The organism is Granulicella rosea, assembly GCF_900188085.1.
Classification (GTDB): Bacteria; Acidobacteriota; Terriglobia; order Terriglobales; family Acidobacteriaceae; genus Edaphobacter; species Edaphobacter rosea.
This window is the reverse complement of sequence record NZ_FZOU01000006.1, coordinates 132504-156263: the sequence shown is the minus strand read 5'-3', so window position 1 is coordinate 156263 and position 23760 is coordinate 132504. Positions and strand designations below refer to the sequence as shown.

Sequence of the window (23760 nt, the reverse complement as noted above, 5' to 3'; positions counted from 1 at the left end):
CGTCAGAGAGTCGGGACCAAAGCCGTTCAGCGCGGCGCCAAGGAGATCTATGCCCAGCCAGCAGGAGGTACGGTGGTCGCAACTGAAGGTCGGGGTGATCGTGATGGTCTCGGCCGTGATCCTGGTCTCGCTGCTGTTTTTGATGACCTCCGCCTCGGGCCTGGGGCTGTTCTCAAAGAAGCTGACCGTGATGGTCTACTTTGAGAACGCAGGCGGCCTGAAGGAGGGCGGCGGGGTGAATCTTCAGGGCGTCACGATCGGTTCGGTCAAGAGCGTCGCCATCGTCTCCGACCCGGCGCGGAAGCTGACGCCGGTGCGCGTAGTGCTGAAGATCGACGGCCGCTACTCGCCGGACCTGCGGCAGGATTCGAAGGCGTCGCTGACCACGGTCGGCGTGCTGGGCGATACGGTGATCGACATCAACAGCCAGACGGCGATCGGCGCGCCGCTGCGCGATGGCGACGAGCTGCACACCTCGCAGAATCCGAGCATCTCGGACGTGGTGAAGGCGAGCCAGGGCACGGTCGAGAGTCTGAACGTGATTCTCGCCAAGCTGAACGCCACCGTCGACGATCTGCAGAAGGGCAAGGGCACGGTCGGCCAGCTTATCTCGAACCCGGAGCTCTACAACAAGCTCACGGCGACGGTCGACCAGTTGAACATGCTCGAGAAGAACCTGAACAACGGTCGCGGCTCGGTGGGCAAGTTCCTGACCGACGACTCGGTCTACAACAAGCTGAACGACGCGGCGACCCGGATGGACAATATCGCCGTCTCGCTCGACAAGGGCAACGGCTCGGCGGGTAAGTTGTTGAAGGATGAGACGCTTTACAACAACCTGAACACCACGCTGACTCACGCCAATACCCTGATGACCCAGGTCGAAAAGGGGCAGGGCGCGGTCGGCATGCTGATCAACGACCCGGTCTTCGCGCAGAAGTTGAAGGATACGGTCGACGAGACGCACCTGCTGCTGGCCGGCGTCCGCACAGGCAAGGGAACGCTGGGCAAGCTCGCGACCGACGATCAGGCGTACGTGAACCTGAACCACCTGCTGACCGAGACCAGCGGGCTGATGACGACGATCCGGCAGGATCCGAAGAAGTATCTGACGATCCACGTGAAGATTTTTTAGCTCCAACGGCTAACCCAATCGTTCCGACGAACGGCGTTTTGTTATGGGCACGGCTTCAGCCGTGCCACCTCGCCGACAGTCAAGCGCGGCTTTAGCCGCTGAGGTGTTCCTTTTTTGCGTGTCGGCGGCGGGTGCTTTTGTCTCGCGGATTTGCGGCAGCAAGAGCGTACCTCAGCGGCTGAAGCCGCAAAGCAAAGTGCAGCCTTTATGGCACGGCTGAAGCCGTGCCCTTAAGCAGGACGGCTTTACAAGCAGAATGCCTGATCCAGAGGCCTGTGAAGCCGTGCCCTTGAACAAGCCCTGCCCGGAACTCGGATCGATCCGGACGCTGTAAACTCACTTCATCGCCGCTTTCCGCAGATCAGACTTCTCTGATTGAAACCGGGCCCATAGCTTTATTTCGAGGAGTTTCATGCGTCTTTCATCCGTTGGTGCCTTCTTCCTCTCTGCCGCGATGGCCTCTGCCGCCGCCGGGCAAGTGGGTTCGCCGTCCGATCTGCCCACCGAGATTCCCACGAAGCCGATCAGCTTCGACCTGTCGGCGATCGACAAGACGGTCGATCCCTGCAACGACTTCTACAAGTTCGCCTGCGGCAACTGGCTGAAGAACAATCCGATTCCCGACACCAAGGTGCGCTGGGGCGCCTTCGACGAGCTGGCGCAGCGCAACGTGTATCTGCTCTATCAGGATCTGCAGGCCGCCGCGACCGCGCCGAAGACGCCGCTCCAGAAGAAGTACGGCGACTACTTCGCCGCGTGCATGGACACGAAGCTGGCCGACACGCTGGGTGCGAAGCCCATTGCGCCGAACCTGGAGGCTATCGCCGCGCTGAAGGATAAGGACGATCTCGCGACCTTCGACGTGGCGATGCTGCACCGCTTCGGCCACGCGATGGTCTTCGGCGTCGCGGTCACGCAGGATCAGAAGGATTCGACGAAGCAGATTCTTGCGACCGGACAGGGCGTGCTCTCGCTGCCGGATCGCGACTACTATTTGAACGACGACGACCGCTCGAAGAAGATTCGCGAGCAGTACGTCGCGCACGTGGAGAAGATGTTCACCCTGCTGGGCGACAGCCCGGAGAAGGCAGCCGCCGAGGCCGCGGACGTCCTGCGGATCGAGACCGCCCTCGCGAAGGCGCAGATGTCGCGGGTGGAGATGCGCGACCCGGACAAGCGTTATCACATCCTGGCCGTGGCCGAGCTGCAGGCGCTCAGCCCGAACTACGACTGGAAGAAGCTGCTGGCGGGCGAAGGCGTGGCTTCGGTTGCGACGGTGGACGTGACGTCGCCGCAGTATGTGAGCGGGATGAGCGCGGTGTTGAAGGCCGAAAACCTGAACGCGCTGAAGAGCTACTTCCGCTGGCGCGAGCTGCATGGCGCCGCCGCGCAGCTCTCCGAGCCGTTCGTGAAGGAGAACTTCGACTTCTTCGCCGCGATCCTGAACGGGCAGAAGCAGCAGACTCCGCGCTGGCAGCGCTGCACCCGCGCGACCGATGCGGCGCTGGGCGAGGCTGTCGGGCAGGACTGGGTGAAGCAGAACTTCCCGCCGGACGCGAAGGCCAATATGGAGAAGCTGGTCGCCGCGCTTGAGCGCTCGCTCGACGAGGACCTGAAGACACTCCCGTGGATGGGGCCGGAGACCAGAGCCGAGGCCAAGGCCAAGCTGGACGCGATCCGGCAGAAGATCGGCTACCCGGAGAGCTGGCGCGACTACAGCACGCTGCTGGTGAGGCGCGACGACGTCATCGGCAACGCCGAGCGCACGGCCGCGTTCGATCACAAGCGCAACATGGCCAAGCTGGGCAAGGCGCCGGACGAGAAGGAGTGGAGCATGACTCCGCCGACCGTGAACGCGTACTACAACCCGAGCCAGAACGACATCAACTTCCCGGCCGGCATTCTGCAGCCTCCGTTCTTCGACAACAAGCTCGATCCGGCGGTGAACTTCGGCGCGATCGGCGCGGTCATCGGGCACGAGATGACGCATGGCTTCGACGACCAGGGCGCGAAGTTCGACGGCAAGGGCAATCGGCGGGACTGGTTCACCAAGGACGATCTGGCGAACTTCAACGAGCGGACCTCCTGCATCGCGGACGAGTATTCGGGCTTCGAGGCGGCGCCGGGACAGAAGCTGAACGGCCGGCTGACGCTGGGCGAGAACACGGCCGACAACGGCGGCATTCGCATCGCGTACCAGGCGCTGTTGGCGACGCTGGCCGACAAGGGCGGCATCGACGCCGCGCCGAAGGTGGATGGCTACACCGCGCAGCAGCGGTTCTTCATCGGCTTCGGCCAGGTGTGGTGCGAAAATCAGCGTGAAGCGGCGGCGCGGGTGCAGGCCAAGACCGATCCGCACTCCACCGCCGAGTGGCGCGTGCGCGGCACGGTCCAGAACTTCGACCAGTTCGGCAAGGCCTTCGGTTGCAAGGTCGGCCAGCCGATGATGCCGGAGAAGAGCTGCCGCGTCTGGTAAGCCGGACAGGCGGGAATGGGTGTGGGCAGCGACTTCGGCGAAAATCTTCGCCCGGTCGCTGCTTCACTTTTTCGCCCGGTTACGTCGAATAGCCACACCGGGAAGTAGGGAGAGCTTCGTAAAGTGGCACAAACTCTCGCTTGCTTCTACAATAAATAGAGGAACTGATCCCCTAGAGAGTTTGCTCGCAACACAGGACGGCCTTGAGAGGCTCTCCGCGAGGATGAAGGAAGCGCATGACGTTGAGCAAGATTGGCCGGATTCTGATGGCCCTCGTAGCATCGGCAGCACTGGGTTTGGGTATGACGGCGTGTGGTGGCGGCACCATCGGCTACATGTGGGTGCTGGGTACACAGTACAACCAGATCACCGCCTTCAAGATCGACGACTACACGGGTAACCTGACGCAGTCGCCGCACTCTCCCTTCAGCTCCGGCGGCACGAACCCCCAGAGCATCGTGCTGAAGGCGGGCGGACGCTTCGTGTATGTCATCAACACCGGCGTGGCCGCGACGGTCTCGACCGCGACCGGGTCTGCTGGCCTGCCCACGACTTCGACCCAGGGCAACATCTCGGAGTTCAGCGTCGGTGGCGACGGAGTCCTTACCTTCCAGCAGAACTTCTCCAGCCAGGGCACGACCCCGGTCTGGGCGGTCATCGATTCGACCGGCAGCTTCCTGTACGTGATGGACAAGTACTCGCCCGCGTACTGCGGGGCGGCGAGCTGCACGGTCACGCCGACCAACTCGCCGAACTTCTGCACCATCGCGGGCTGCACCTCCGCTGGCCTGACGATTCCGAGCGACCTGAACGGCTCGATCACCGCCTTCTCGATCGCCGCGGACACCGGCCGCCTCACGCTGGTCACCAATCTGCAGCAGAAGGTTGGCTCGGTGATCGCCACGGCGCCGAACTACAACCAGCAGTTGACCTACTTTGAGGTAGGCGCTGCGCCGACGATGGTGAAGATCTCCTCCGCCGGCTGCATGTACGCGCTTTCGCAGACCTCGCTCTATCCGCTCTCGGTGAACTCCTCGACCGGTCAGCTTACGGTGCCGACCACCGGCACGATCACGCTCTCGGGCGCCGCGAACCTCTCTTCGATCAACACGACCGGCTCGTATGTGTACGTCACGGACTCGACCAACAATACGATCTATCCGCTGACCAGCAACTCCACGGCCTGCTCGCTTTCAACGGTAAGCCCCGGCATCGTCAGCAACCTCGCGCTGACCTCGCACCCGGTGCAGTCGATCACCAGCTCGAACGGCAAGTTCCTGTATGTGGTCAATCAGTCGTCGACAGCAAACCCGCTGACGCCGGCCAACAGCACGATCTCGGCGTTCACGATCGACTCGAACGGCGCGCTGGCTCCGCTGGCGGACTCGGCGAATCCATACGCCATCGGCGCCGGTCCAGTGTGTGTTGCGACCGATCCGACGAACCAGTATCTCTACACGTCGAACAACACGGACAGCACGGTGACGGGTAAGATCGCCAATGCGAACACGGGTATCCTCTCCGATCTATCGCGCGGCTCGGTCTTCCCGACCACGGGCAAGCCGTCGTGCATGGTCATCAGCGGCAACATCTAGCCGGTTGCCGGGCGGATTTCTCAGGCGGGATGCGCAAGCGATCCCGAGGTTTTGGACAAGATGTCACGGGCGGAATTCGACAGCCCGGGAGTAAGGGAAACGCATGAAGTTGAATAATATGGGCCGCGGCGCGAAGGCCCTGGCAGTGTCTCTGGCGTTGATCCTTGGTGTGACGGCGTGCAGCCGCGACTACACGCTGGCCTACCTCTATGTGACCGCGAAGACCTCGGCCACGACCGGCTTGATCAACGCGTACGCGATCGATTACCAGACCGGCTCGCTGCTGCCGCTGGCCGACTCGCCGATCCCCACGGGTAAGAATCCCGTCGCCTTGACGACGATGCCGGATGGCACCGCGCTCTTCGTCGCCAACCACGACGACTCGACCATCGAGGTCTACAACATCGGCACGGACGGCAAGCTGTATCAGGGCGCCACCTATAACACTCTCGGCAGCTTCCCCACGGCGCTCGCTGTCGACGGCGGCGGCAAGTTCCTCTACGCGACCACTACCTACCAGGGTACGGCGACGAGCGGAACCGGCGGAATCACGATCTTCCCGATCAACGAGGCGACCAACCCGAATACGGTTACGCTCGGCACGGCGACGACAGTGAATCTTGGCGGCGCCAATCTGGGCAACAGCCCGATCGGCATCACTGTCAGCAAGATCGGCATCCGCCAGACCTCGGCCTATGTGCTGGTGGCTGACCAGGAGACGACCTCCGGCGGCACGCCCTTCGGCATCATCCGGGTCTTTCAGCAGGGCAAGGATTCCAGCGGCAATCCGACGGCGACGCTGACCGCAATTCCAGGCACGGCTTCGACGCAGGATCCGACCGGCACCGGCTTCGCGGCGGGTACTTCGCCGGGCGGCATCGCGGTCGATCCTTCGGCGGGCTTCGTCTACGTGACGGACAAGTCGACGAACCAGATCTACACCAACACGATGATCGCCGGTGTGCTGGCGCCGTTGAAGAACGGTTCGCCCACCTCCACGGGCCAGTTTCCGCTGGGCTTGAACATCGATCCGCGCGGCCAGTTCCTGTATGTCGCGAACTACAACTCGAACACGGTGAGCGGTTATACGATCAGCACGACGAACGGCTCGCTGACGGCGGTTGGAACGGCCGCAGTTGCCACGGGCCCGACCTGTGTCGCCATGGAAAACGCTCTCGGCGCATACCTCTACACCTCGAACCAACTCGACGACTCGGTCTCGGGTGAGCGTTACGACGCGCACACGGGTTCGATGACCGGGATTCAGGGAACGCAGTTCAGCGCTTCGCACCTGCCGACCTGCGCCGTGGCGATCGCCAACGGTTCGCACGCCACCCAGTTGACGGTCCAGTAAACGGTAAGTCACCCCTGCACGCGCCAAAGGCCCCTCGATCCTCGAGGGGCCTTTGGCGTCTCCGGACCAAAGCTCGATGCGGCTTATAGTAGACTTCCCCCGAACCTAAAACGCGAAGGGAGACAACGATGGGGCAGCCGGTGGTTCATTTCGAGATTGGGTGCAAGGATAAGGCGAAGACATCGCAGTTCTATGCCGAGGCCTTCGGCTGGACGATCGATCCCGGTCCGATGGGGATGATTCAGACCGGCTCCTCCGATGGGATACAGGGGCATATTGCCGCCCTGGGCCACGAGCCGCACCAGTTCACTCACTTCTATGTGCAGGTGGACGATGTCGCGGAGACGCTGAAGAAGGTTGAGTCGCTGGGTGGGAAGACGCTTGTGCCGCCGGTTCCGATCCCGACCGGCACCTTCGCGTGGTTTGCGGATGTGGAGGGAAATACCGTGGGACTCTGGAAGCCGTCCTGACGACATGCATCTGGACCGCTACCGAATTGCTACGCGGCAGGCTTGGGCCTGGGCAGCAGGCGACCGCGCAGGTAGCGATGCGCGGGGCGCTCGATCCAGTGGAGCGTCGCGAAGGCCATGGCGATGAGGGCGGCATAGGAGATCCACGGATCGTAGGCCGCGACATGGAGCCGCTCCGGGATGTGGTACAGGTGGATCAGTACAAATCCATTGAAATGTAACAGATAGAGCGCAAACGTCGTCTCTCCCAAGAGCACCAGCGGGCGCCAGGAAAAGGCCGAGGCGATCGAGTTCGGCCCGCTCAGGCCCAGGATCAGCGCGGCGAAGAACGGCATCATCAGCGAGCCGTGCATCAGCACGTAGGGCATCTGGCGGACGATGGTCTCGAAGAACAGCCACAGGCCAAAGAGAGCAGCCGCCGCGACGAGGAAGCGCTGACGCCGCGAGAGATTGAGCGTCGCGTGCAGGCGCGAAAGCAGCATGCCGTTCAGGAAGGTGCAGAGATAGGGCGGGGGGGTGTATTTCAGCGTCCGAAGCCAGTATCCGCTGCTGAAGCGGTCGATATGCCCGACGATGTGGTCCGGGTTCGTGAACAGGTAAAAGAGGTGTGGTGTGATGCCGATCACCCACAGGACGAGCATCGCGGCAATCAGTTTGGCGGGCGTATTCAGCCGCGCGCCGCGCGTGGCGAACTGGCGCAGCAGGAACGGAAACGCGAGGTAGAGTGCAACCTCGGCCGAGATCGTCCAGCCGACCGTATTCCAGTAGGTCGCGAGCGACGCGCTCCAACCCTGCATGGTTAGCGGGGTGAGGAAGAGGCCTTCCCAGAACTCACGGTGCGAACGGGCCTTGTACTCGCCGAGCATCAGCGGGATCGACAGCGTGAGCGCCAGCGCGTAGGTGGGGTAGATGCGGGAGAAACGCGCAAGGTAAAACTGGCGCGGCGACAGCGTCAGGGCCCGGTCGGAGTAGTTGTAGCTGAGGATGAAGCCCGAGATCAGGAAGAAGAAGCCGACGAAGACGTAGGCGTTGTCGATGACCGGGTAAAGATAGTGCAGATGCGACGGCGTGAAGTGGAAGAGAACGATATTCAGCGCCAGCAGCGTGCGCAGACCGGTCAGAGCCGGCAGCGCAGGCTTGCGGGTGGTCACGGCCTCCGGGGTGGGGGCGTGCTCGATCTCGACGGCAGTCTTCAAAGGCTCGATGGGCAGGCGCCCCGCCGCCGTTCATGGGGAGATGGTGCGGGCGGAGGGCGCTTGCAAAAGGCAAGAACAGAAGCAGATCCTCTACGAGGACGACAAATACGAGGACAACAAACAAAAAAGACGAGAACAGATTCCCCGTGGGAACGGCCAACAATCGCGGGGACGGCCAAAAATTAGGGTACGACCAACGAGCCGAGCTGTTCCCCGGCGACGACCCGGGTGATATTGCCCTGCTCTCTCATGCTGAACACCATCATCGGCATATTGTTGTCCCGGCAGAGCGAAACGGCGCTGGTATCCATCACCTTGAGGTTGCGGCGCAGAATTTCGTCGTAGGTGATGGTGTCGAACTTGGTGGCGGCGGGGTCCTTCTTGGGGTCGGCGGTGTAGATGCCGTCGACGGAGGTCGCCTTCAGCAGGATGTCGGCCTTGATCTCCATCGCGCGCAGGCTGGCGGCGGTATCGGTCGAAAAGTAGGGGTTGCCGGTGCCTGCGGCGAAGATCACGACGCGATTCTTTTCAAGGTGCCGAACGGCCTTGCGGCGGATGTAGGGTTCGGCGACCTGGTGCATCTCGATGGCCGACATGACGCGGCAGAAGAGGCCCCGCTTTTCGATCGCGTCCTGCAGCGCAATGGCGTTGATGACGGTCGAGAGCATGCCCATGTGATCGGCCGCGACGCGGTCCATATCGATGGCCTGCTGGGCGACGCCGCGGAAGAAGTTTCCGCCGCCGACGACGATGCCGATCTCACAGCCCAGCGCATGAACGGCTGCGATCTCTTCGGCAATCTTGTGGATGAAGATGGCGTCGATGCCGAAACCCTTACCTGCAGCCAGGGCTTCACCGGAGAGCTTGAGGAGAACTCGCTTGTACATGTCAGGTTCAAGTATCTCATGCGGGCTGGGCTTTCGCAGCGCCGGGCGCAAGAGGTTGCCCGATTTGGGCGCGATTCGTGAATCGGCGCTGGACGGACAACTAAGTGTCCTGTTTTGTGTATCTACCTTTTAGACGGGGCATCTGAAACGGCCGCGTGATCGGAGAACGATGAAGATTGCAAATAGAAAATCGCTGTACTGGGTACCGGCATCGCTTGCAGCGGCACTCGCCGCTTTCACCCTGGCAACCCCGGCGCAGGCCCAGGTAGGCATCTACATCGGACGCACGCCGCCACCGTTGCGCTACGAGGTTCGTCCGGCCATGCCCGGACCGGGCTACGGCTGGATCGACGGTTACTGGCAGCCCTACAACGGCAACTACCGCTGGGTAGGCGGCCGGTGGGATCGCCAGCCTTACGAGGGCGCCTACTGGAATCATCCGCACTACGACCACTACCAGCAGGGCTGGCAGATGCACGAAGGCCACTGGGACCATGAGGATCATGGCGACCACCACTTCGAAGGTCGCCGCTAGATCGTTTGCTGTGACGCGAAGCCCCGGAGACAGTCCGGGGCTTTGTCGTCCCTGCTAGACTTTCACTCAACGCAAAAGCAGGCCCATGAACCCTATCGTCGATCTCCGTAACATCCGCAAAGTCTATGATTCCAAGGTCGCCGTCGAGGGACTCTCGCTGCGTATCGAGGCGGGAACGATGTTCGGGCTGCTGGGGCCGAACGGCTCGGGCAAGACCAGCTCCATCCGCATGATGATCGGCATCACGGCGCCGGATTCGGGTACGGTATCGCTCTTCGGCCAGCCGTTCACGCGCGAGGCGCTGCGCCGCGTGGGCTATCTGCCGGAAGAACGCGGGCTCTATAAGAAGATGAAGGTGATGGAGCAGCTCATCTTCCTCGGCCAGCTTCGCGGGCTCAGCCCGGCGGTTGCGAGTGCGCGGGCGCATGCGTGGTGCGAGCGATTACTCATCTCGGATGCGGTCGATAAGAGAACCGAGGCGCTCTCGAAGGGCATGCAGCAGAAGATTCAGTTCATCGCCTCGCTGCTGCACGAGCCGGAGCTGATCATCATGGACGAACCCTTCAGCGGCCTCGACCCGGTGAACGCCGCCTTGCTGATGGATACGCTGGTGAGCCTGCGCGAAGACGGTAAAGCCATTCTTTTCAGCACGCACCGCATGGATCAGGTAGAGAAGCTGTGCGATGAGATCGCCATCATCTATAAAGGACGGCTGGTGCTCGAAGGCGGCATGCAGGCTATCAAGTCGCGCTATCCGGCCAACCGGGTGCATATCTCGTATGCAGGCGACGGCGGCTTCCTGCGGCATCCGGCCATTCAGTCGGTGAAGAACTACCCCGGACAGGCGGAGATTCGGCTGAACGACGGCGCCGACGCCCAGGCGCTGCTGGCTGCGGCGCTCGCCGGCGGAGCACGCATCACCAGCTTCCAGGTCGTCGAACCGACGCTGGAGGAGATCTTTATCGAGACGATAGGGAGCAATGTCGATGCGTAACATCTGGCTGATCGCCAAGCGCGAGTACCTCGAACGGATTCGGACGAAGGCCTTTATTATCATGACCGTGCTGATACCGGTGCTGATGGGCGGGCTCGTCTTCGGCGGCGGATACCTGGCCTTCAGCACGAGGTCGACCTCGCACGTGGCGGTTGTCGCCGCGGACGCCGCCTTCGCCGATGGCGTGAAGCGGGAGCTGGAGGACGGCAAAGGCGCCCACATGCGCGTGGACACACCACCGCCGACGCCCCAGACCGAAGCCGCTCTGAACGCCGCGTTGCGCGACAACGAGAACGACCTTGTCGGCTATCTCTGGGTCACCCCGCCAGCCGCAGCCGAGGCCAGACCGGTCTTCCGGTACAAGCCGCGTTCCGCCGGCGACATCGCGACCGAGCAGAACTTGAAAGACGCGATCAAGGTAGTGCTGACCCGCGAACGCCTGACCCGGCAGGGTATGAGCCTCGCCGAGATCGACGCGCTGCTGTTGCCGGTCGACGTGGATACGAGCGCGACGGGCTCCAGCAAGACCGCCTTCGGGGCGGCGTATCTCCTTTTCTTTCTGATGTATATGGTCATCATGCTATACGGCATGAACACCGCGCGGTCGATCATCGAGGAGAAGACGAGCCGCGTCTTCGAGGTGATGCTGTCGACGATTACTCCGGACCAGATGCTTGCGGGCAAGCTCTTCGGCGTCGGCGCCGTCGGTCTGACGCAGATCGGCATCTGGATGACGGCGGCCGGCCTGCTGAGCTATACGCCCTTCGCGGCGGCGCTGGGCGGCGGGGTCCACCTGCTGATTACGCCGGTACAGATCTTCTTTTTCGTTGCGTACTTCATCTTCGCCTTCCTGCTCTACTCGTCGATCGCGGTGGCGCTAGGCGCGATGACGAACTCCGAGCAGGAGCTGCAGCAGTTGAACATGTTCCTGGTGATGCCGCTGGCGTTCTGCGTGGTCATGATCTTTTCGATTATCAACGCGCCGGATTCGACGCTGGCGAAGGTGGTCTCGCTAATTCCGTTCTGCAGCCCGCTGCTGATGAACTTCCGCATCTCGCTGGGCCACCCGCAGCCGTGGGAGATCGTGACGAGCTTCGTGCTGATGAGCCTCAGCATCGTGGCGATCCTGTATGTCGCGAGCCGCATCTACCGCGTGGGGATTTTGATGTATGGCAAGAAACCCAGCGTGGGCGAGATGCTGCGGTGGCTGCGGTACAGCTAGTCTTCCGGCTTTTCAACGTCATGAATTGACTCAGCAAGTCCCTTGCTTCTAGCTGGAATGATTTGGTCTCTTGTCTCATAGATCAATGTGCCGACTTGGCGGACGAACTTGAGAGAAATTTTTGGGTTGTTGATGTCTTTATTGCCTTCGGCATTCCATTTTTCTGCCCATTTGACGAAATAAGGCTCCAGCCTCTCCGGTTCGACGAAGTACATCTCGATCAGTTCGATCCCTTCATAGATTGCAAAGTACCAACCGACAGATCGATACTTTTGGATAATCGCAGGATTTAGGTGGTGATGTGTCGAAAAGCTGGAGGTCAAGCTGCGGTTGACGGATTTCAGTTCGTACTCGCGACCCCTTATATCGACCGCGTCGTTGCCCTCCCTGCCTTTCACCACCTCCAACCCTGTGATGAGAAGCATCTGTAACAGCTTGCCGCCGTTATCCTGAAAGATATCTCCTATTCCATGTTTGGTTGCCAGTTGCTGGTATCTGCGAATCGCGGGAAACATGGTTTCAAGAAGAAGACGGTCGTCAATGTCGTCCTCGGCTTGGGTTGGCGTCAGCAAATCAGCCGGGCTGACAGACAGCGCCTTTGCCAGATGCTCGATGTTATCGAGTGAAATATTACGCTCTCCGCGTTCGACGGAGCCTACATAGGTTCGGTGTAGCCCCGATAGCTCGGCCAGCCGCTCTTGAGACAGCTTCTGCCGACGTCGAATGGATTGAAGATTGCGTGCGAGAATTGCTCTGAAAGAAGATGAGCTTGCCATTCATCCACAGTGGCGATTAAGATGACTTTACGTCTACAGACTTAACGTAGCAAATTGGAGATCGCACCATTACATCCTTCGCGTACAAGACGGTCCACGGAAAGGCGCTTTGCGGCGATTCTCTGATGCTGCTTGAGCAGCTTGCGGATAGAAGTGTCAGTCTTGTGATGACCAGTCCGCCCTTCGCTTTGCAGCGGCAAAAAGAATACGGCAATCTCGATCAAGATTCCTATCTTGATTGGATTATGAAATTTGCGGAGGTCGTGAAGCGCAAACTTCGGGACGATGGGAGCTTCGTCATCGATCTCGGCGGAGCCTATCAAAAGGGAATCCCATCTCGCAGCCTATATAACTTCCGGTTGTTGATTCGATTTGTCGACGAATTGGGCTTCCATCTGGCGGAAGATTTTTATTGGTTCAATCCGTCCAAGTTGCCGAGTCCCATTGAATGGGTCAATAAGCGGAAGATGCGTGCGAAGGACTCGGTCAATACGATTTGGTGGCTTTCGAAGACCGCGTGGCCAAAGGCGGATGTTTCTAAGGTGTTGACACCCTACAGCGACCGGATGAAAAAACTGCTTGCCGATCCGGCAGCTTTCTATAAGCCGAAGCTGCGTCCGAGTGGCCATGACATTGGAGCAGCTTTTTCAAAAGATAATGGTGGCGCCATTCCTTCAAATCTGCTGAATGTGCCCAATACTGAGTCCAACGGTCAGTATACCGCAGGGTGCAGGTTGGCGGGAACGACGATGCATCCAGCTCGTTTTCCAGCGAAGATTCCCGCATTTTTCATCGATATGCTGACGGACCCCGGTGATGTCGTCGTTGACATCTTCGCAGGATCGAATACTACAGGGTGGGTGGCGGAGCAAGGAGCGCGGAGGTGGCTTTCGTTCGAACTGGATAAGAACTATGTGGCAGCCTCCGTGTTCAGATTTCTGCCAGAGGAGCTGCCTGATACTAAAAGGCTGGAGCTCTACCAGCGGCTGCGGGACGGAGAATCTGGCATCGATCTTTCCAAACTATCGTCCTCTCCCACATTGTTTGATGTGGCGATCGCAGGTTGAATCACCTGTGCCTTTCATTTACACCACGAAGCAACGCATCATTCTCGCCGTCGTGCCGCGTCTGGCGAGCCTGCTCATTCGGCTGCTCTGCTGCACGCTGCGATTTGAGGATGTCGTCGCGCCGGGCGCGGCGGCGGCGGAGCGCGGCGGCGGCCCGGGAGTGTATGCCTTCTGGCACCGGTCGCTGCTGGTGGCGGCGTACCGGTTTCGCGGCTGGAAGATCGCGATTCTCATCTCGCGCAGCTTCGATGGCGAACTGATCGCCCGGACGGTGGAGCTGCTGGGATTCACGGCGATTCGCGGTTCGTCGTCGCGTGGCGGCGCGGTGGCGCTGCGGCAGATGGCGGAGGCCTACGGCGCGGGCCACTACTGCGCGATCACGGCCGATGGGCCTCGCGGTCCGGCGCAGGTCGCCAAGCCCGGCGCCTCGCAGCTCGCGCAGCTTGTCGGCGCGGAGAGCGTGGGAGCGTTCTACGCGCTGCCGGACAAGGCCTGGGTGCTGAAGAGCTGGGACCGGTTCCTGATCCCCAAGCCGTTTTCGACCGTCCGCATCTATTGGCCTGGGCTGGTCGCGCCGGAGCTGGAGGCGGTGCAGGGTGCGTTGGACCGCGCGGTCGGCATGGCCGAGGCGCCGGTAAAATAGAGAGAGTGCTTGTCTCCGACTTCAACTACGAACTGCCCGAAGAGCTGATCGCCCAGGCGCCGCCCGCCGTGCGCGGGGCCAGCCGGATGCTGGCGATGGATCGCCGCACCGGCGCCGTGACCGACGACCGCTTCGTCAATCTGCCGGAGTATCTGCGCGCGGGCGACCTGCTGGTTCTGAACGACTCCCGCGTGCTGCCGGCGCGGCTCTACGCCACGCGCGGCGGCCTGCGCACGCAGGTCAAGTCGCCGGAGCCTTCGGGGCGTATCGAAGTCCTTTTGACGCAGCAACTTGGCCCTGAGCTTTGGACGGCGCTCGTCCGTCCCGGCAAGAAGGTCCAACCGGGCGAGACGCTCTCCTTCGCCGACCCGGCGGGCGCGCCGGTGCTGACGGCCGAGGTCGTCGCCGCGGGCGAGTTCGGCGAGCGGACGCTGCGTTTCGCGCCCGATCCCCGTTTCCTGCAGATTCTCGACCGCATCGGCCACATGCCTTTGCCGCCCTACATTCATCGAGATAAGGACGCGCCCGACACCGACGAAGACAAGGCCCGCTACCAGACCGTCTACGCGCACCAGCCCGGCTCGGCAGCGGCGCCCACGGCGGGGCTGCACTTCACGCCGGAGATTCTGGCCGCGATTCGCGAGCGCGGCGTCCAGGTGGAGACCGTGACCCTGCACGTCGGTCTGGGGACCTTTCAGCCGGTGCGCGCGGAGCGGCTCGAAGACATCCGCCTGCACACCGAGCACTACACCCTGCCTGCGGCGACGGCTTCGGCGATCAATCTGGCGCGGGCGGACGGGCGGAGAATTATCGCGGCGGGCACGACGACGACGCGGACTTTGGAGCATTGCGCGACGCTGGGGGCTGAGCTGGCGCCGCACTCCGGGCAGACGAGTATCTTTATCCAGCCGGGGCATGAGTTTCGCGTGGTTTCGGGGCTGCTGACAAACTTCCACCTGCCGCAGTCGACGCTGGTGATGCTGGTGAGCGCGTTCGCGGGGCGCGAGGCTGTGCTCGCCGCGTATGCGCATGCGGTCGCCCAGCGGTATCGATTCTTCAGCTACGGCGACTGCATGCTGCTGCTATAGAACGCGTCTCCCGCGAGTGTATCTGGTCGAGGACGTTGAAAGGGGACCAAGATGAGTATTGACGACAGGACTCGTAAACTCGAAGGATTCTCCTCGCTCCCCATCACCAGGTTTTGTTATCTCAAGAACCTCGTGATCGAAAAGGACTTTCAGCCAGGTAGGTTCACTTGCGATGTCGAACTGTTATTGGCTGAGGATACATTGCCAGAGAGCCCGCGCCTGCGTTTGAAGTTTATCAAGGCGGCTGATATCCGAATTGGCGATCTAAATGCGCTATTTGCGCTTTTCATGAGCATTCGGGATGTTGCCGATCGGCAACTCGAAGACATCACATATCGTGTCGTAGAAGAAGAACATAGTTCCATTTCCCTCTACTGTCGAGATTTTGAATATGAAGTGTTGGAGTGATTCGAGCGCGGGCGGTGCGTGGAGGTCTACGCTAATCCCAGCGTAGCCGAGTAACATCTAAGCATCATGTCCGAAGCGAACAAGCCCGCCGCCAAGCCGCCCATCTACCTGCTCGACTCCATGGCCTTCATCTTCCGGGCCTATCACGCGATGCAGCGGCAGCGGCCCATGTCCACGCGCACCGGCATACCCACGGCGGCGACCTACGTCTTCGTGAACATGATCAACAAGCTGCGCAAGGACTTCCAGCCACAGTACCTCGCGGCGGTCTACGACGTGGGCGCGCCGGTGCATCGCAACGAGCTTGCCGGGCAGTTGAAGGACGTGCAGAAGTTCAACATCAAGACCCAGGCCTTCGAGACGACCGAGTACGGCGGCTACAAGGCCAACCGCGCCGAGACGCCGCCCGACCTGATCCAGCAGCAGCCCTACATCCGCCGCGCGCTCGAGGCCTTCCGCATCCCCATCCTCTACTACGAGGGCTTCGAGGCCGACGACGTGATCGGCACGCTGAGCCGTCAGCTTTCAGCGCTCGGGCACCACGTGTACGTCGTCAGTCCGGACAAGGACATGATGCAGCTCGTGACTGCGGACGTGTCGATCCTGAACCCCACCAAGGACAACCTCGTGCTCGATCCGGCGAAGGTGACCGAGGTGCTGGGCGTGCCGCCGGAGCGGGTGATCGACGTGATGGCGCTGCGGGGCGATTCGGTCGACAACATTCCCGGCGCGCCGGGCATCGGCGACAAGGGGTCGGTCGAGCTGATCCAGACCTTCGGCACGGTGGAGGCGGCGCTCGACCGCGCGGACGAGGTGAAGAAGAAGACCTATCGCGAGTCGCTGCAGAACAACCGCGAGAACATCCTGCTCTCGAAGGAACTCGTCACGATCCACACGACCGTGCCGATCGAGTACACGCTGGACGCGATGCGCACCCAGCCGGTCGACAACGCCGCCTGCCGCGAACTCTTCACGGAGCTGGAGTTTACGACGCTGCTGAAGGAGCTTGCGCCGTCGGTCGATAACACCGTCATCGCGCTGAACCCGAAGCCGACGCCGGAGGAGGTCGCCGCCGTTCTGGCGGAGGCGCGCGCCAGCGGTAATGGCCTGGCGATCGCGCTCTCCGCCGATGCGCGGGCTCTGGCCGAAGAGACCGCGGCCGAGCCTGCGGACGAGCCGGAGCCGCCGCCGGCCGAGACCATGTCGCTCTTTGGCGCGCCGGAGCCCGCGGCCGCCGTCGCGCCTGCGGTTGTGGATGATCCGGCTTGCGTGCTGGGGCTGGCCAGCTCGCCGAATGCCGCCATCAAGGTGTCGCTCGACACGCCGGGCGTGCGCGAGGCGCTCGAAGACCGCGACCTGCCCAAGGTGGTCCACGATCTGAAGGCCGTGCTGCGGGCGTTGGAGCCGCACGGCATCCAATTGGTAGACGGCCCGATTGAGGATCAGATCGTGGACGTGATGCTGCTGAGCTATCTGGTGAACCCGACGCACGGCTCGCATACGCTGCCGGATATCGCGGCGCGCACGACCAGCCGCGCGCTGGTGCATCAGCCGGCGAAGGACAATCCGAACGACCCGCTGCGGTTGCCGGAGGCGGCAGCGGCGATCATGCGGCTGAACGAGGCGCTCGGGGCGCAACTGGCGGAGGCAGGCCCGAAGGAGCATCACATCCCGCAGGATCAGCCAGAGTTGGGCGGAGCGGTCACGACCGATATGCTCTTCGCCGATACCGCGCAGTCCAAGGCGCCCGTGGTCACGGGCGATCCTACGGAGAACACCCTGCTGGAGGTCTACGAGACGATCGATTTGCCGCTCGTCCCCGTGCTGCTGCGTATGGAGCAGGTCGGTGTGCGGATCGATCCGGCGGTGCTGAACAGCATGAGCACGCGGCTGGCGGTCGAGATCGACAACCTCGCCGAGAAGATCTACGCCGACTCCGGCCATCGCTTCAATATCAACTCGCCCAAGCAGCTTGGCGATGTGCTCTTCAACAAGATGGACCTGCCCAAGCCGATGAAGTACGGCAAGGGTAAGGTCGTCTCGACCGCGCAGGATGTGCTGGAGGAGTTAGCCGAGAACTATCCCATCGCAGCTTCGGTGATCGAGCATCGCCAGTTACAGAAATTGAAGTCGACTTACCTCGACCAGTTACCCTCGCTGGCCGACTCCGATGGCCGCATTCATACAACCTTCAACCAGGTAGGCACGGCTACGGGACGGCTGAGCAGCACAAATCCCAACTTACAGAATATTCCCACGCGCACGGCGATCGGACGCGAGATACGCGCCGCATTTATCGCCGCTCCGGGTAACTTACTTATGTCCGCCGATTACTCGCAGATCGAGTTACGGTTGATGGCGCACTTCTCGCAGGACCCGCTGCTCTTGAACGCCTATCGCACCGGCATCGACATCCACACACTGACGGCGTCCGAGGTCTTCGGCGTGGATGCGGCGACGATGGACAAGGAGACGCGCGCGCGGGCCAAGGCGGTGAACTTCGGCATCGTCTATGGCATCAGCCCGTTCGGTCTGGCGGCGCAGCTTGGCATCGATCAGAAGGTCGCGAAGACGTACATCGACACCTACTACGAGCGCTATGTCGGCATCAAACGGTTCATCGAGGAGACGCTCGAAACGGTGCGGAAAGAGCAGGCGGTGCGCACCGCCTTCGGACGCTCGCGGCCCATCCCGGACATTCAGTCGCGCAACCCGAACATGCGCGGATTCGCCGAGCGCACGGCCATCAATACGCCTCTGCAGGGGACTGCGGCGGACCTGATCAAGCTCGCCATGATCAAGCTCGATGCGGAAATCACCCGGCGCGGTCTGAAGTCGCGCATGACCTTGCAGGTGCATGACGAACTGCTCTTCGACGTGGCGCCGGACGAGGCTGCGGAGATGGAGGAGTTAGTCAAACGGGAGATGGAAAATGTCGCGCAGTTTTCGATTCCGATCGTGGCGGATGTAGGAATCGGGGATAACTGGCGGGATATTAAGTAAGTGCTTCCTGCCCTGCCGCACCGGTATAGTCTGTCATCCTGCATGTAGTGAAGGATCTGCTTTGGCATTTGCTCGTGCTGTTCTCCATCAACCTATGGATGACAAACAAGGCAACGGACAACGACATAGACAAGTACAGAAGCAGATCCTCTTCGAGGATGACAAAGCAAGAAAAGCAAAGACCAGGGTAAGGACAGACAAAAACAACAGCATACTTCGCTTCGCTCAGGATGACAGCTCTGTTGCGATGAGATTTGGTTAGTGGACGACCGAAGTGAAGTTATGCGCCACATCGCCCGTCACGCTGAGCACCAGCGCATCGAAGCAGCGCTTATCCAACTGCGTGGGAACGTCGCGTGCAAGCAGTTGCAGCGCCGCCGCCGGCTCCAGGCCGATGCGATAGGGACGGCCCTCGGTCATCGCGCTATAGACGTCGGCAAGCGTGATCACGCGCGACTCCAGCGACAGGTCCGCCGCTTCGAGGTGCAGCGGATAGCCGCTGCCGTCGAGCTTCTCGTGGTGCTGGCCGGCGATCAGCGCGACCTCTTCAAACGCCGGGATGCGGCTTAGAATCTCGTGCGTCAGGCCGGGGTGTTCTCGGATCGCGGTCCACTCGTCGCGGGTCAGGTGGCCCATCTTGTCCAGAATCGCGTTCGAGATGCTCAGCTTGCCGATGTCGTGCAGCAGCGCCGCGCGGCGGATGAGGGTGACGCGCGCATCCGGCAGCTTCAGGCAGCGTGCGATATCCACCGCCACCTGCGCCACGCCCATGGAGTGGCGGAAGGTGAAGGGACTCTTGGCGTCGACGACATCGGCGAAGGCCTCGCAGATCAGGTCGATGCGGCTTGCGGGCAGCTCGTGATGGTCGCCCGGATCGAGCTGCAGCACGGCGCGCCGGGTGATCTCCTGGTCGTCGCGCGGGGAGCAGTCGAGAAACAGCGTGCGCTCTCGATAGAGCGTCTCTGCGGCCTCGACCAGGTCGGGGTCGAACCAGCGTCCGCTGCGTTCGCGCAGGGTCTCCATCGCCGCCGGCGCGCCGCGCTCGCTGCAGAAGACGTCGAGATGCTGGGCGACGGCGCAGATGCGCGAGATGAGCGGAATGTCCACGCCTTTGCGGCCTTCGGGGTAGCCGGCGCCGTCCCAGTGCTCGTCCAGTCCGCGAACGGCCTCGGCGGCGACGTCGCCCATGCCGAGCTTGCGCATGATCTCCGCGCCGCGGTCGCAGCGAAGCTGGATCATCTCTCGATTGTTGCGGTGTTGGGTCAGACCGATCTTCAGCACCCGCGCGGCCTTGCGAAAAACGCCCTTGCCCGGCACGGCCTCGCGCCAGAGCAGCTTGACGGCCGAGGCGGTGGGGCGGTGCGGCTTGGTCCAGTCTTCGAGCTTCGCGCCGGCCTTCAGCGCGCGGTCGTTGCCGCCGACGATCGAGCACATGCGCGCGGCGTTCGAGCTGCAGCCGATGTCTTTGAGCAGCAGCGCGTAGTAGAGGCTGGTGCGCTCGCTCTCGGGCAGGCCGATCTCGTCCGCGATGCGCATCCCCATCAGGCAGCAGCGCAGGGCGTGCCCCTGCATGGCGTCCTCGGTCAGGTCGAGGGCGAAGCTCATGGCCGAGATGATCTCGGAGAGGGAGATGGTGGTCTCGCGCGGACGCTCCGCCACCACCAGCCGGGGCTTTGGCCTGTCGTCCCCGAGCCGTCTCCTGAGATTGGGTATTGCCATGATCTGTGCCTGCTGCGCTTCAAGCTCTGAGTGAAAGCGGAGTCTCACGATAACCCGCGCAAAGAGCGTCGAACAATGACATATTTGGGGGATTAATGCGGGAGTTAATGAGTTTGCACAGTATTTTGTGCAATCATGTTCCGCTTCTGAACTTCCGCTGCCCTGATACACTGATGTCTTGGGCGGCAAGCCCCGCACGCTTCTCCGCGCCCAGCGCGAGGCGCGGCGTCAAAGTTTTTTCGAGGAACCGGATAACGTGGATCAGCAAATCAAAGCAGCCCTGAAGCAGGACAATCTGTTGGCAACGACCGAGACCGGTCTGGACTGGGTGAGTCAGAATCGCAAGACTGTAATTGCCGGCAGCGCGGCTCTGCTGGTGCTGATCGTCGCCGCCATCGTCAGCTTCGTGGTCTACAACAAGCGTTCGGAGGCGGCGTCCGAGGCCTTTGGCGCGGCGATGCAGGCCTACCAGACGCCGATCGCGCAGCCCGGACAGCCGATTCCCGTCGGCGTGAAGACCTATAGCTCGCCCGAAGAGCGCGCCAAGAACGCGAACGCGATGTTCATGGACACGGCGAACAAGTACAGCATGATGCCCGACGGCAAGGTGTCGCTCTACTTCGCCGGCTTGACCTATATGGAGGCGGGTGAGAACAAGTCCGCCGAGGACACGTTGAAGAAGGTGGCAGACGGCATGGACAAGAGCCTCGGCGCGCTGGCCAAGCTGGCGCTCGCGCAGCTCTACCGCACGACCGGCCGCGACGCGCAGGCGATCGACCTCTACAACCAGTTGACGGACAAGCCCACATCGACCGTTCCGGCTGGCCTCGCTCAGTTGCAGCTCGCGGAGCTGTACAACGCCGAGGGCAAGACGGACCTGGCGAAGAAGATCTACGCACACCTGAAGGACACCGACGCCAAAGGCGCCGCGGGCACGGTGGCTGCTGCGAAGCTGAACCCAGCGCCAGCGGGTGGGGCTCAGGGTCTGCAGTAAGTCGCTTTCTGTTCGCTGGAAGGGAAGAGCATCGCCTGCGGGCGGTGCTCTTTTGTTTGTCCGCCAACCTCAAGAGCCCGGGTGCCCCATCCTTCGCGGATGTATCGCGAAGGGTGGGATGTAGAACTCTCGGTCCGGGCGTCTTACATCCCACCCTTCGCAAAAGCGCGAAGGACGGGGCACCCAGGCTTCATCTCCTGATTCGCAGGCGCTGCTCTCAAAACCCATGCTCCTCATCGTGCAGGTTCGCCGCAGTCGACCGGTCGCTGATGTGGATGGCGCGCAGCTCGGCCTGGGCGAGCACGCCGGCGACGGACCGGCGCAGGTCGGCGACGGTCTTCCACTGGTCGGGTTTGGCGTCCGGGCGCGGCGGCGCGACCCACAGCGGCAGCGGCATGCGCAGGTATTCGGCCAGCGCCTGGGCGTGCGGTTCGTAGAGTTTGCGGATCTTGGTTAGCCGCGCCATCGCCGCCGGGTCGCCGCACAGGTGCATCTCCATCTGGCCGAGCGCCTCGCACAGGCGGTTGAAGACCTCGGGCGGCAGGCGGTCTTCGCGATGCTCGGTGGCCAGCTCCATGTGAACGGCGGCTCTGCGCTCGACGTGGAAGACGTGTCCCAGGTCGATGAGCGCATGCCGGGCCATGGCGAAGGTGAGCTGCGCCTGCCGCGTCGTGACGCCTTCGATGGTGGTGATCAGCAAGGCGCATGCGTCCAGGATGCAGGTGAGCGCCGAGAGCCAGCTCTGGTTATCGTGCTGCGAGCGGTAGTAGCAGAGAAGCGGATACGAGATGTGCGATTCGAGAATCTCGGCGGCCCAGCGCTCCCACTCTCCCAGCAGGACGATCAGGGCCTCTTCGCCGCCGTCGAAGCCGTGGCGATGGAGCAGTTCGGTGGCCGTGGGGGGCGAACCGGCGCGCGCGTCCAGCATGGCTACGCTGACCTCGCGCCGGGAAAACGACTGGTAGAGCACCGGAACGTAACCGATCACCAGCGCGACGAAGCCCAGGCCGGTGCCGGATTCGAGAGCGATCAGCGCGCGCGCCAGGTGCGTCGTGGGGGTCACGTCGCCCAGCCCGAGGGTGAAGAGCGTCGTGGAGCTGACATACAGGTCCGTGCGCAGATCGGCCAGATAGCGACCGGTCATATTCATGTGGTCGACGAAGGGCGAGCCCATGGCGAAGTAGACCAGCGCGAAGCCCGAGATCAGCAGCAGCGCCCACAGCACCAGCAGCATCAGCAGCGAGAGCGGGCCGTAGATGCTGTAGATCTGCTCGCGCATCTTGCGGTTCTGGACGCGTTCGGCGACCGCGACCCAGGGCGTCCACGTGAGGATGTAGAACAGGCGCGTGATGCGCAGCCGGCCCGCTGGACGTCGCGGCAGAATGATGGTCTGGAAGGCGTCGAGCGTGACGCCAAAGCCGAAGAAGAGGCCGGCGATAAGGGCGAGTACGTGCATTGCTGGTCCTTTGATGGAGCGCGTCGCGTGATTTTGGAGCGTGGCGCGAGTCGTTTGTGCGGGCGCAACGTCGAATGGTCAGGCTCTCTCGAAGCTATCAGGCCTTTGGACGCTCCGTTGCACCGGCTTTGATTCAAACTATTCCCATTCCGTCTCCCCGACGGCAGAAGATTAAAGAATATTCGTCGACAATGGCGTCGCCCATGCCTCATAGTGGAATCAGGCGGTTTTTCGACGCCGCGCACCATTGAACCGCCTGCACGTATTCCTGAACCCTGGTGATTTCTCCTACTGAAACACTGAACTTTTTGTGAGATGAACCATGCAGAGAATACTGGTTGTAGACGACAATCGGCTGGTCGCGGATACCCTGGGGCTGATCTTTCGGAAGAATGGATTCGACGTGCGGACGGCCTACTCGGCCACGGACGCACTCTCTTCCGCACGTGAGTTCGAACCCCAACTGATGCTCTGCGATATCGACATGCCCGGACGCGATGGCATCGAGCTGATGGGCGACATCGGGGAGGCTCTGCCAGCCTGCAGAATTCTTGTGCTGACGGGATTTTACGGCTCGCTCAAGCGTGTCCATGAGCGCGCCCTTACCATGCCCCGGCCCGTGGGGGTATTGACGAAGCCGTGCGAGCCGCTGGATCTGCTGCGCGAGGCCGGTGCGATGTTGAAGGCCAGCTAAGTCTTCTGTCGCCGCCACACTTTTCGAAGTGGGATTTTGGACGGACGC

The 23760-nt window shown here is 62.0% G+C and carries 20 protein-coding genes; 15 read left to right on the top strand and 5 right to left on the bottom strand.

Going from position 1 to position 23760, the window contains the following annotated elements; translation table 11 throughout:
- Positions 1–49 precede the first annotated feature (49 nt).
- The 5 genes from CHB87_RS16180 to CHB87_RS16160 all read left to right on the top strand — a co-directional run bounded on the left by CHB87_RS16180 (position 50) and on the right by CHB87_RS16160 (position 7030).
- Positions 50–1135, top strand: coding sequence for an MlaD family protein (locus CHB87_RS16180; protein ID WP_089409479.1), 1086 nt, complete (start codon positions 50–52; stop codon positions 1133–1135).
- 412 nt (positions 1136–1547) lie between these two features.
- Positions 1548–3611, top strand: coding sequence for a M13 family metallopeptidase (locus CHB87_RS16175; protein WP_089409478.1), 2064 nt, complete (start codon positions 1548–1550; stop codon positions 3609–3611).
- 236 nt (positions 3612–3847) lie between these two features.
- Positions 3848–5206 carry a lactonase family protein gene (locus tag CHB87_RS16170; RefSeq protein ID WP_089409477.1) on the top strand — a complete coding sequence of 453 codons (1359 nt, stop codon included), beginning with the start codon at positions 3848–3850 and terminating at the stop codon, positions 5204–5206.
- 103 nt (positions 5207–5309) lie between these two features.
- Positions 5310–6560 (top strand): lactonase family protein, encoded by a 1251-nt coding sequence (locus CHB87_RS16165; protein WP_089409476.1) that lies wholly within the window; start codon positions 5310–5312, stop codon positions 6558–6560.
- 128 nt (positions 6561–6688) lie between these two features.
- Positions 6689–7030 carry a VOC family protein gene (locus CHB87_RS16160; RefSeq protein ID WP_089409475.1) on the top strand — a complete coding sequence of 114 codons (342 nt, stop codon included), beginning with the start codon at positions 6689–6691 and terminating at the stop codon, positions 7028–7030.
- 29 nt (positions 7031–7059) lie between these two features.
- Here the strand turns inward: CHB87_RS16160 and CHB87_RS16155 are convergent, their stop codons facing one another.
- Together CHB87_RS16155 and pyrH are read right to left on the bottom strand one after the other, a co-directional pair.
- Positions 7060–8226 carry an acyltransferase family protein gene (locus CHB87_RS16155; protein WP_245818041.1) on the bottom strand — a complete coding sequence of 389 codons (1167 nt, stop codon included), beginning with the start codon at positions 8224–8226 and terminating at the stop codon, positions 7060–7062.
- A 182-nt stretch (positions 8227–8408) separates the two neighbouring features.
- Positions 8409–9113: a UMP kinase gene (pyrH, locus tag CHB87_RS16150; protein ID WP_089409473.1), complete on the bottom strand. Its 705-nt coding sequence runs from the start codon at positions 9111–9113 to the stop codon at positions 8409–8411.
- Between the two features lie 169 nt (positions 9114–9282).
- Here pyrH and CHB87_RS16145 point away from each other — a divergent pair, with 169 nt between their 5' ends.
- The 3 genes from CHB87_RS16145 (at position 9283) to CHB87_RS16135 (ending at position 11864) form a co-directional block, all read left to right on the top strand.
- Positions 9283–9648, top strand: coding sequence for a hypothetical protein (locus CHB87_RS16145; RefSeq protein ID WP_089409472.1), 366 nt, complete (start codon positions 9283–9285; stop codon positions 9646–9648).
- Positions 9649–9733: 85 nt separating this feature from the next.
- Entirely contained in the window at positions 9734–10642 is a 909-nt protein-coding gene (locus CHB87_RS16140; RefSeq protein WP_089409471.1) for an ABC transporter ATP-binding protein, read from the top strand.
- Positions 10635–11864 (top strand): ABC transporter permease, encoded by a 1230-nt coding sequence (locus tag CHB87_RS16135; RefSeq protein ID WP_089409627.1) that lies wholly within the window; start codon positions 10635–10637, stop codon positions 11862–11864. Before CHB87_RS16140 ends, CHB87_RS16135 begins: the two co-directional genes overlap by 8 nt.
- Here the strand turns inward: CHB87_RS16135 and CHB87_RS16130 are convergent.
- On the bottom strand, positions 11861–12640 hold the full coding sequence (locus tag CHB87_RS16130; protein ID WP_089409470.1) for a helix-turn-helix domain-containing protein: 780 nt from the start codon (positions 12638–12640) through the stop codon (positions 11861–11863). The two genes, CHB87_RS16135 and CHB87_RS16130, sit on opposite strands and share 4 nt — an antisense overlap.
- 125 nt (positions 12641–12765) lie before the next feature.
- Between CHB87_RS16130 and CHB87_RS16125 the strand changes: the two genes are divergently transcribed.
- From CHB87_RS16125 to polA, 5 genes are all read left to right on the top strand, one after another.
- A complete protein-coding gene (locus CHB87_RS16125) occupies positions 12766–13707 on the top strand; it encodes a DNA-methyltransferase (RefSeq protein WP_089409469.1) in 942 nt (313 codons plus the stop codon).
- A gap of 7 nt (positions 13708–13714) precedes the next feature.
- A complete protein-coding gene (locus tag CHB87_RS16120; RefSeq protein ID WP_245818040.1) occupies positions 13715–14350 on the top strand; it encodes a lysophospholipid acyltransferase family protein in 636 nt (211 codons plus the stop codon).
- A gap of 5 nt (positions 14351–14355) precedes the next feature.
- Entirely contained in the window at positions 14356–15438 is a 1083-nt protein-coding gene (gene queA, locus CHB87_RS16115) for a tRNA preQ1(34) S-adenosylmethionine ribosyltransferase-isomerase QueA (protein WP_089409467.1), read from the top strand.
- Positions 15439–15489: 51 nt separating this feature from the next.
- Entirely contained in the window at positions 15490–15846 is a 357-nt protein-coding gene (locus CHB87_RS16110; RefSeq protein WP_089409466.1) for a hypothetical protein, read from the top strand.
- A gap of 66 nt (positions 15847–15912) precedes the next feature.
- Entirely contained in the window at positions 15913–18849 is a 2937-nt protein-coding gene (gene polA, locus CHB87_RS16105; RefSeq protein WP_089409465.1) for a DNA polymerase I, read from the top strand.
- A 258-nt stretch (positions 18850–19107) separates the two neighbouring features.
- On the opposite strand, the gene CHB87_RS16100 is transcribed toward polA, so the two are convergent.
- On the bottom strand, positions 19108–20568 hold the full coding sequence (locus CHB87_RS16100) for an HD-GYP domain-containing protein (protein ID WP_089409464.1): 1461 nt from the start codon (positions 20566–20568) through the stop codon (positions 19108–19110).
- Between the two features lie 256 nt (positions 20569–20824).
- Between CHB87_RS16100 and CHB87_RS16095 the strand changes: the two genes are divergently transcribed.
- The gene (locus CHB87_RS16095) at positions 20825–21562 is read left to right on the top strand and encodes a tetratricopeptide repeat protein (RefSeq protein ID WP_089409626.1); all 738 of its coding nucleotides are present in this window, start codon (positions 20825–20827) and stop codon (positions 21560–21562) included.
- Between the two features lie 217 nt (positions 21563–21779).
- Here the strand turns inward: CHB87_RS16095 and CHB87_RS16090 are convergent, their stop codons facing one another.
- On the bottom strand, positions 21780–23018 hold the full coding sequence (locus CHB87_RS16090) for a potassium channel family protein (RefSeq protein ID WP_089409463.1): 1239 nt from the start codon (positions 23016–23018) through the stop codon (positions 21780–21782).
- A 322-nt stretch (positions 23019–23340) separates the two neighbouring features.
- On the opposite strand from CHB87_RS16090, the gene CHB87_RS16085 reads away from it, so the two are divergent.
- Complete coding sequence (locus CHB87_RS16085; protein ID WP_089409462.1) at positions 23341–23712, top strand: response regulator; 372 nt, start codon at positions 23341–23343, stop codon at positions 23710–23712.
- Positions 23713–23760: the final 48 nt, after the last annotated feature.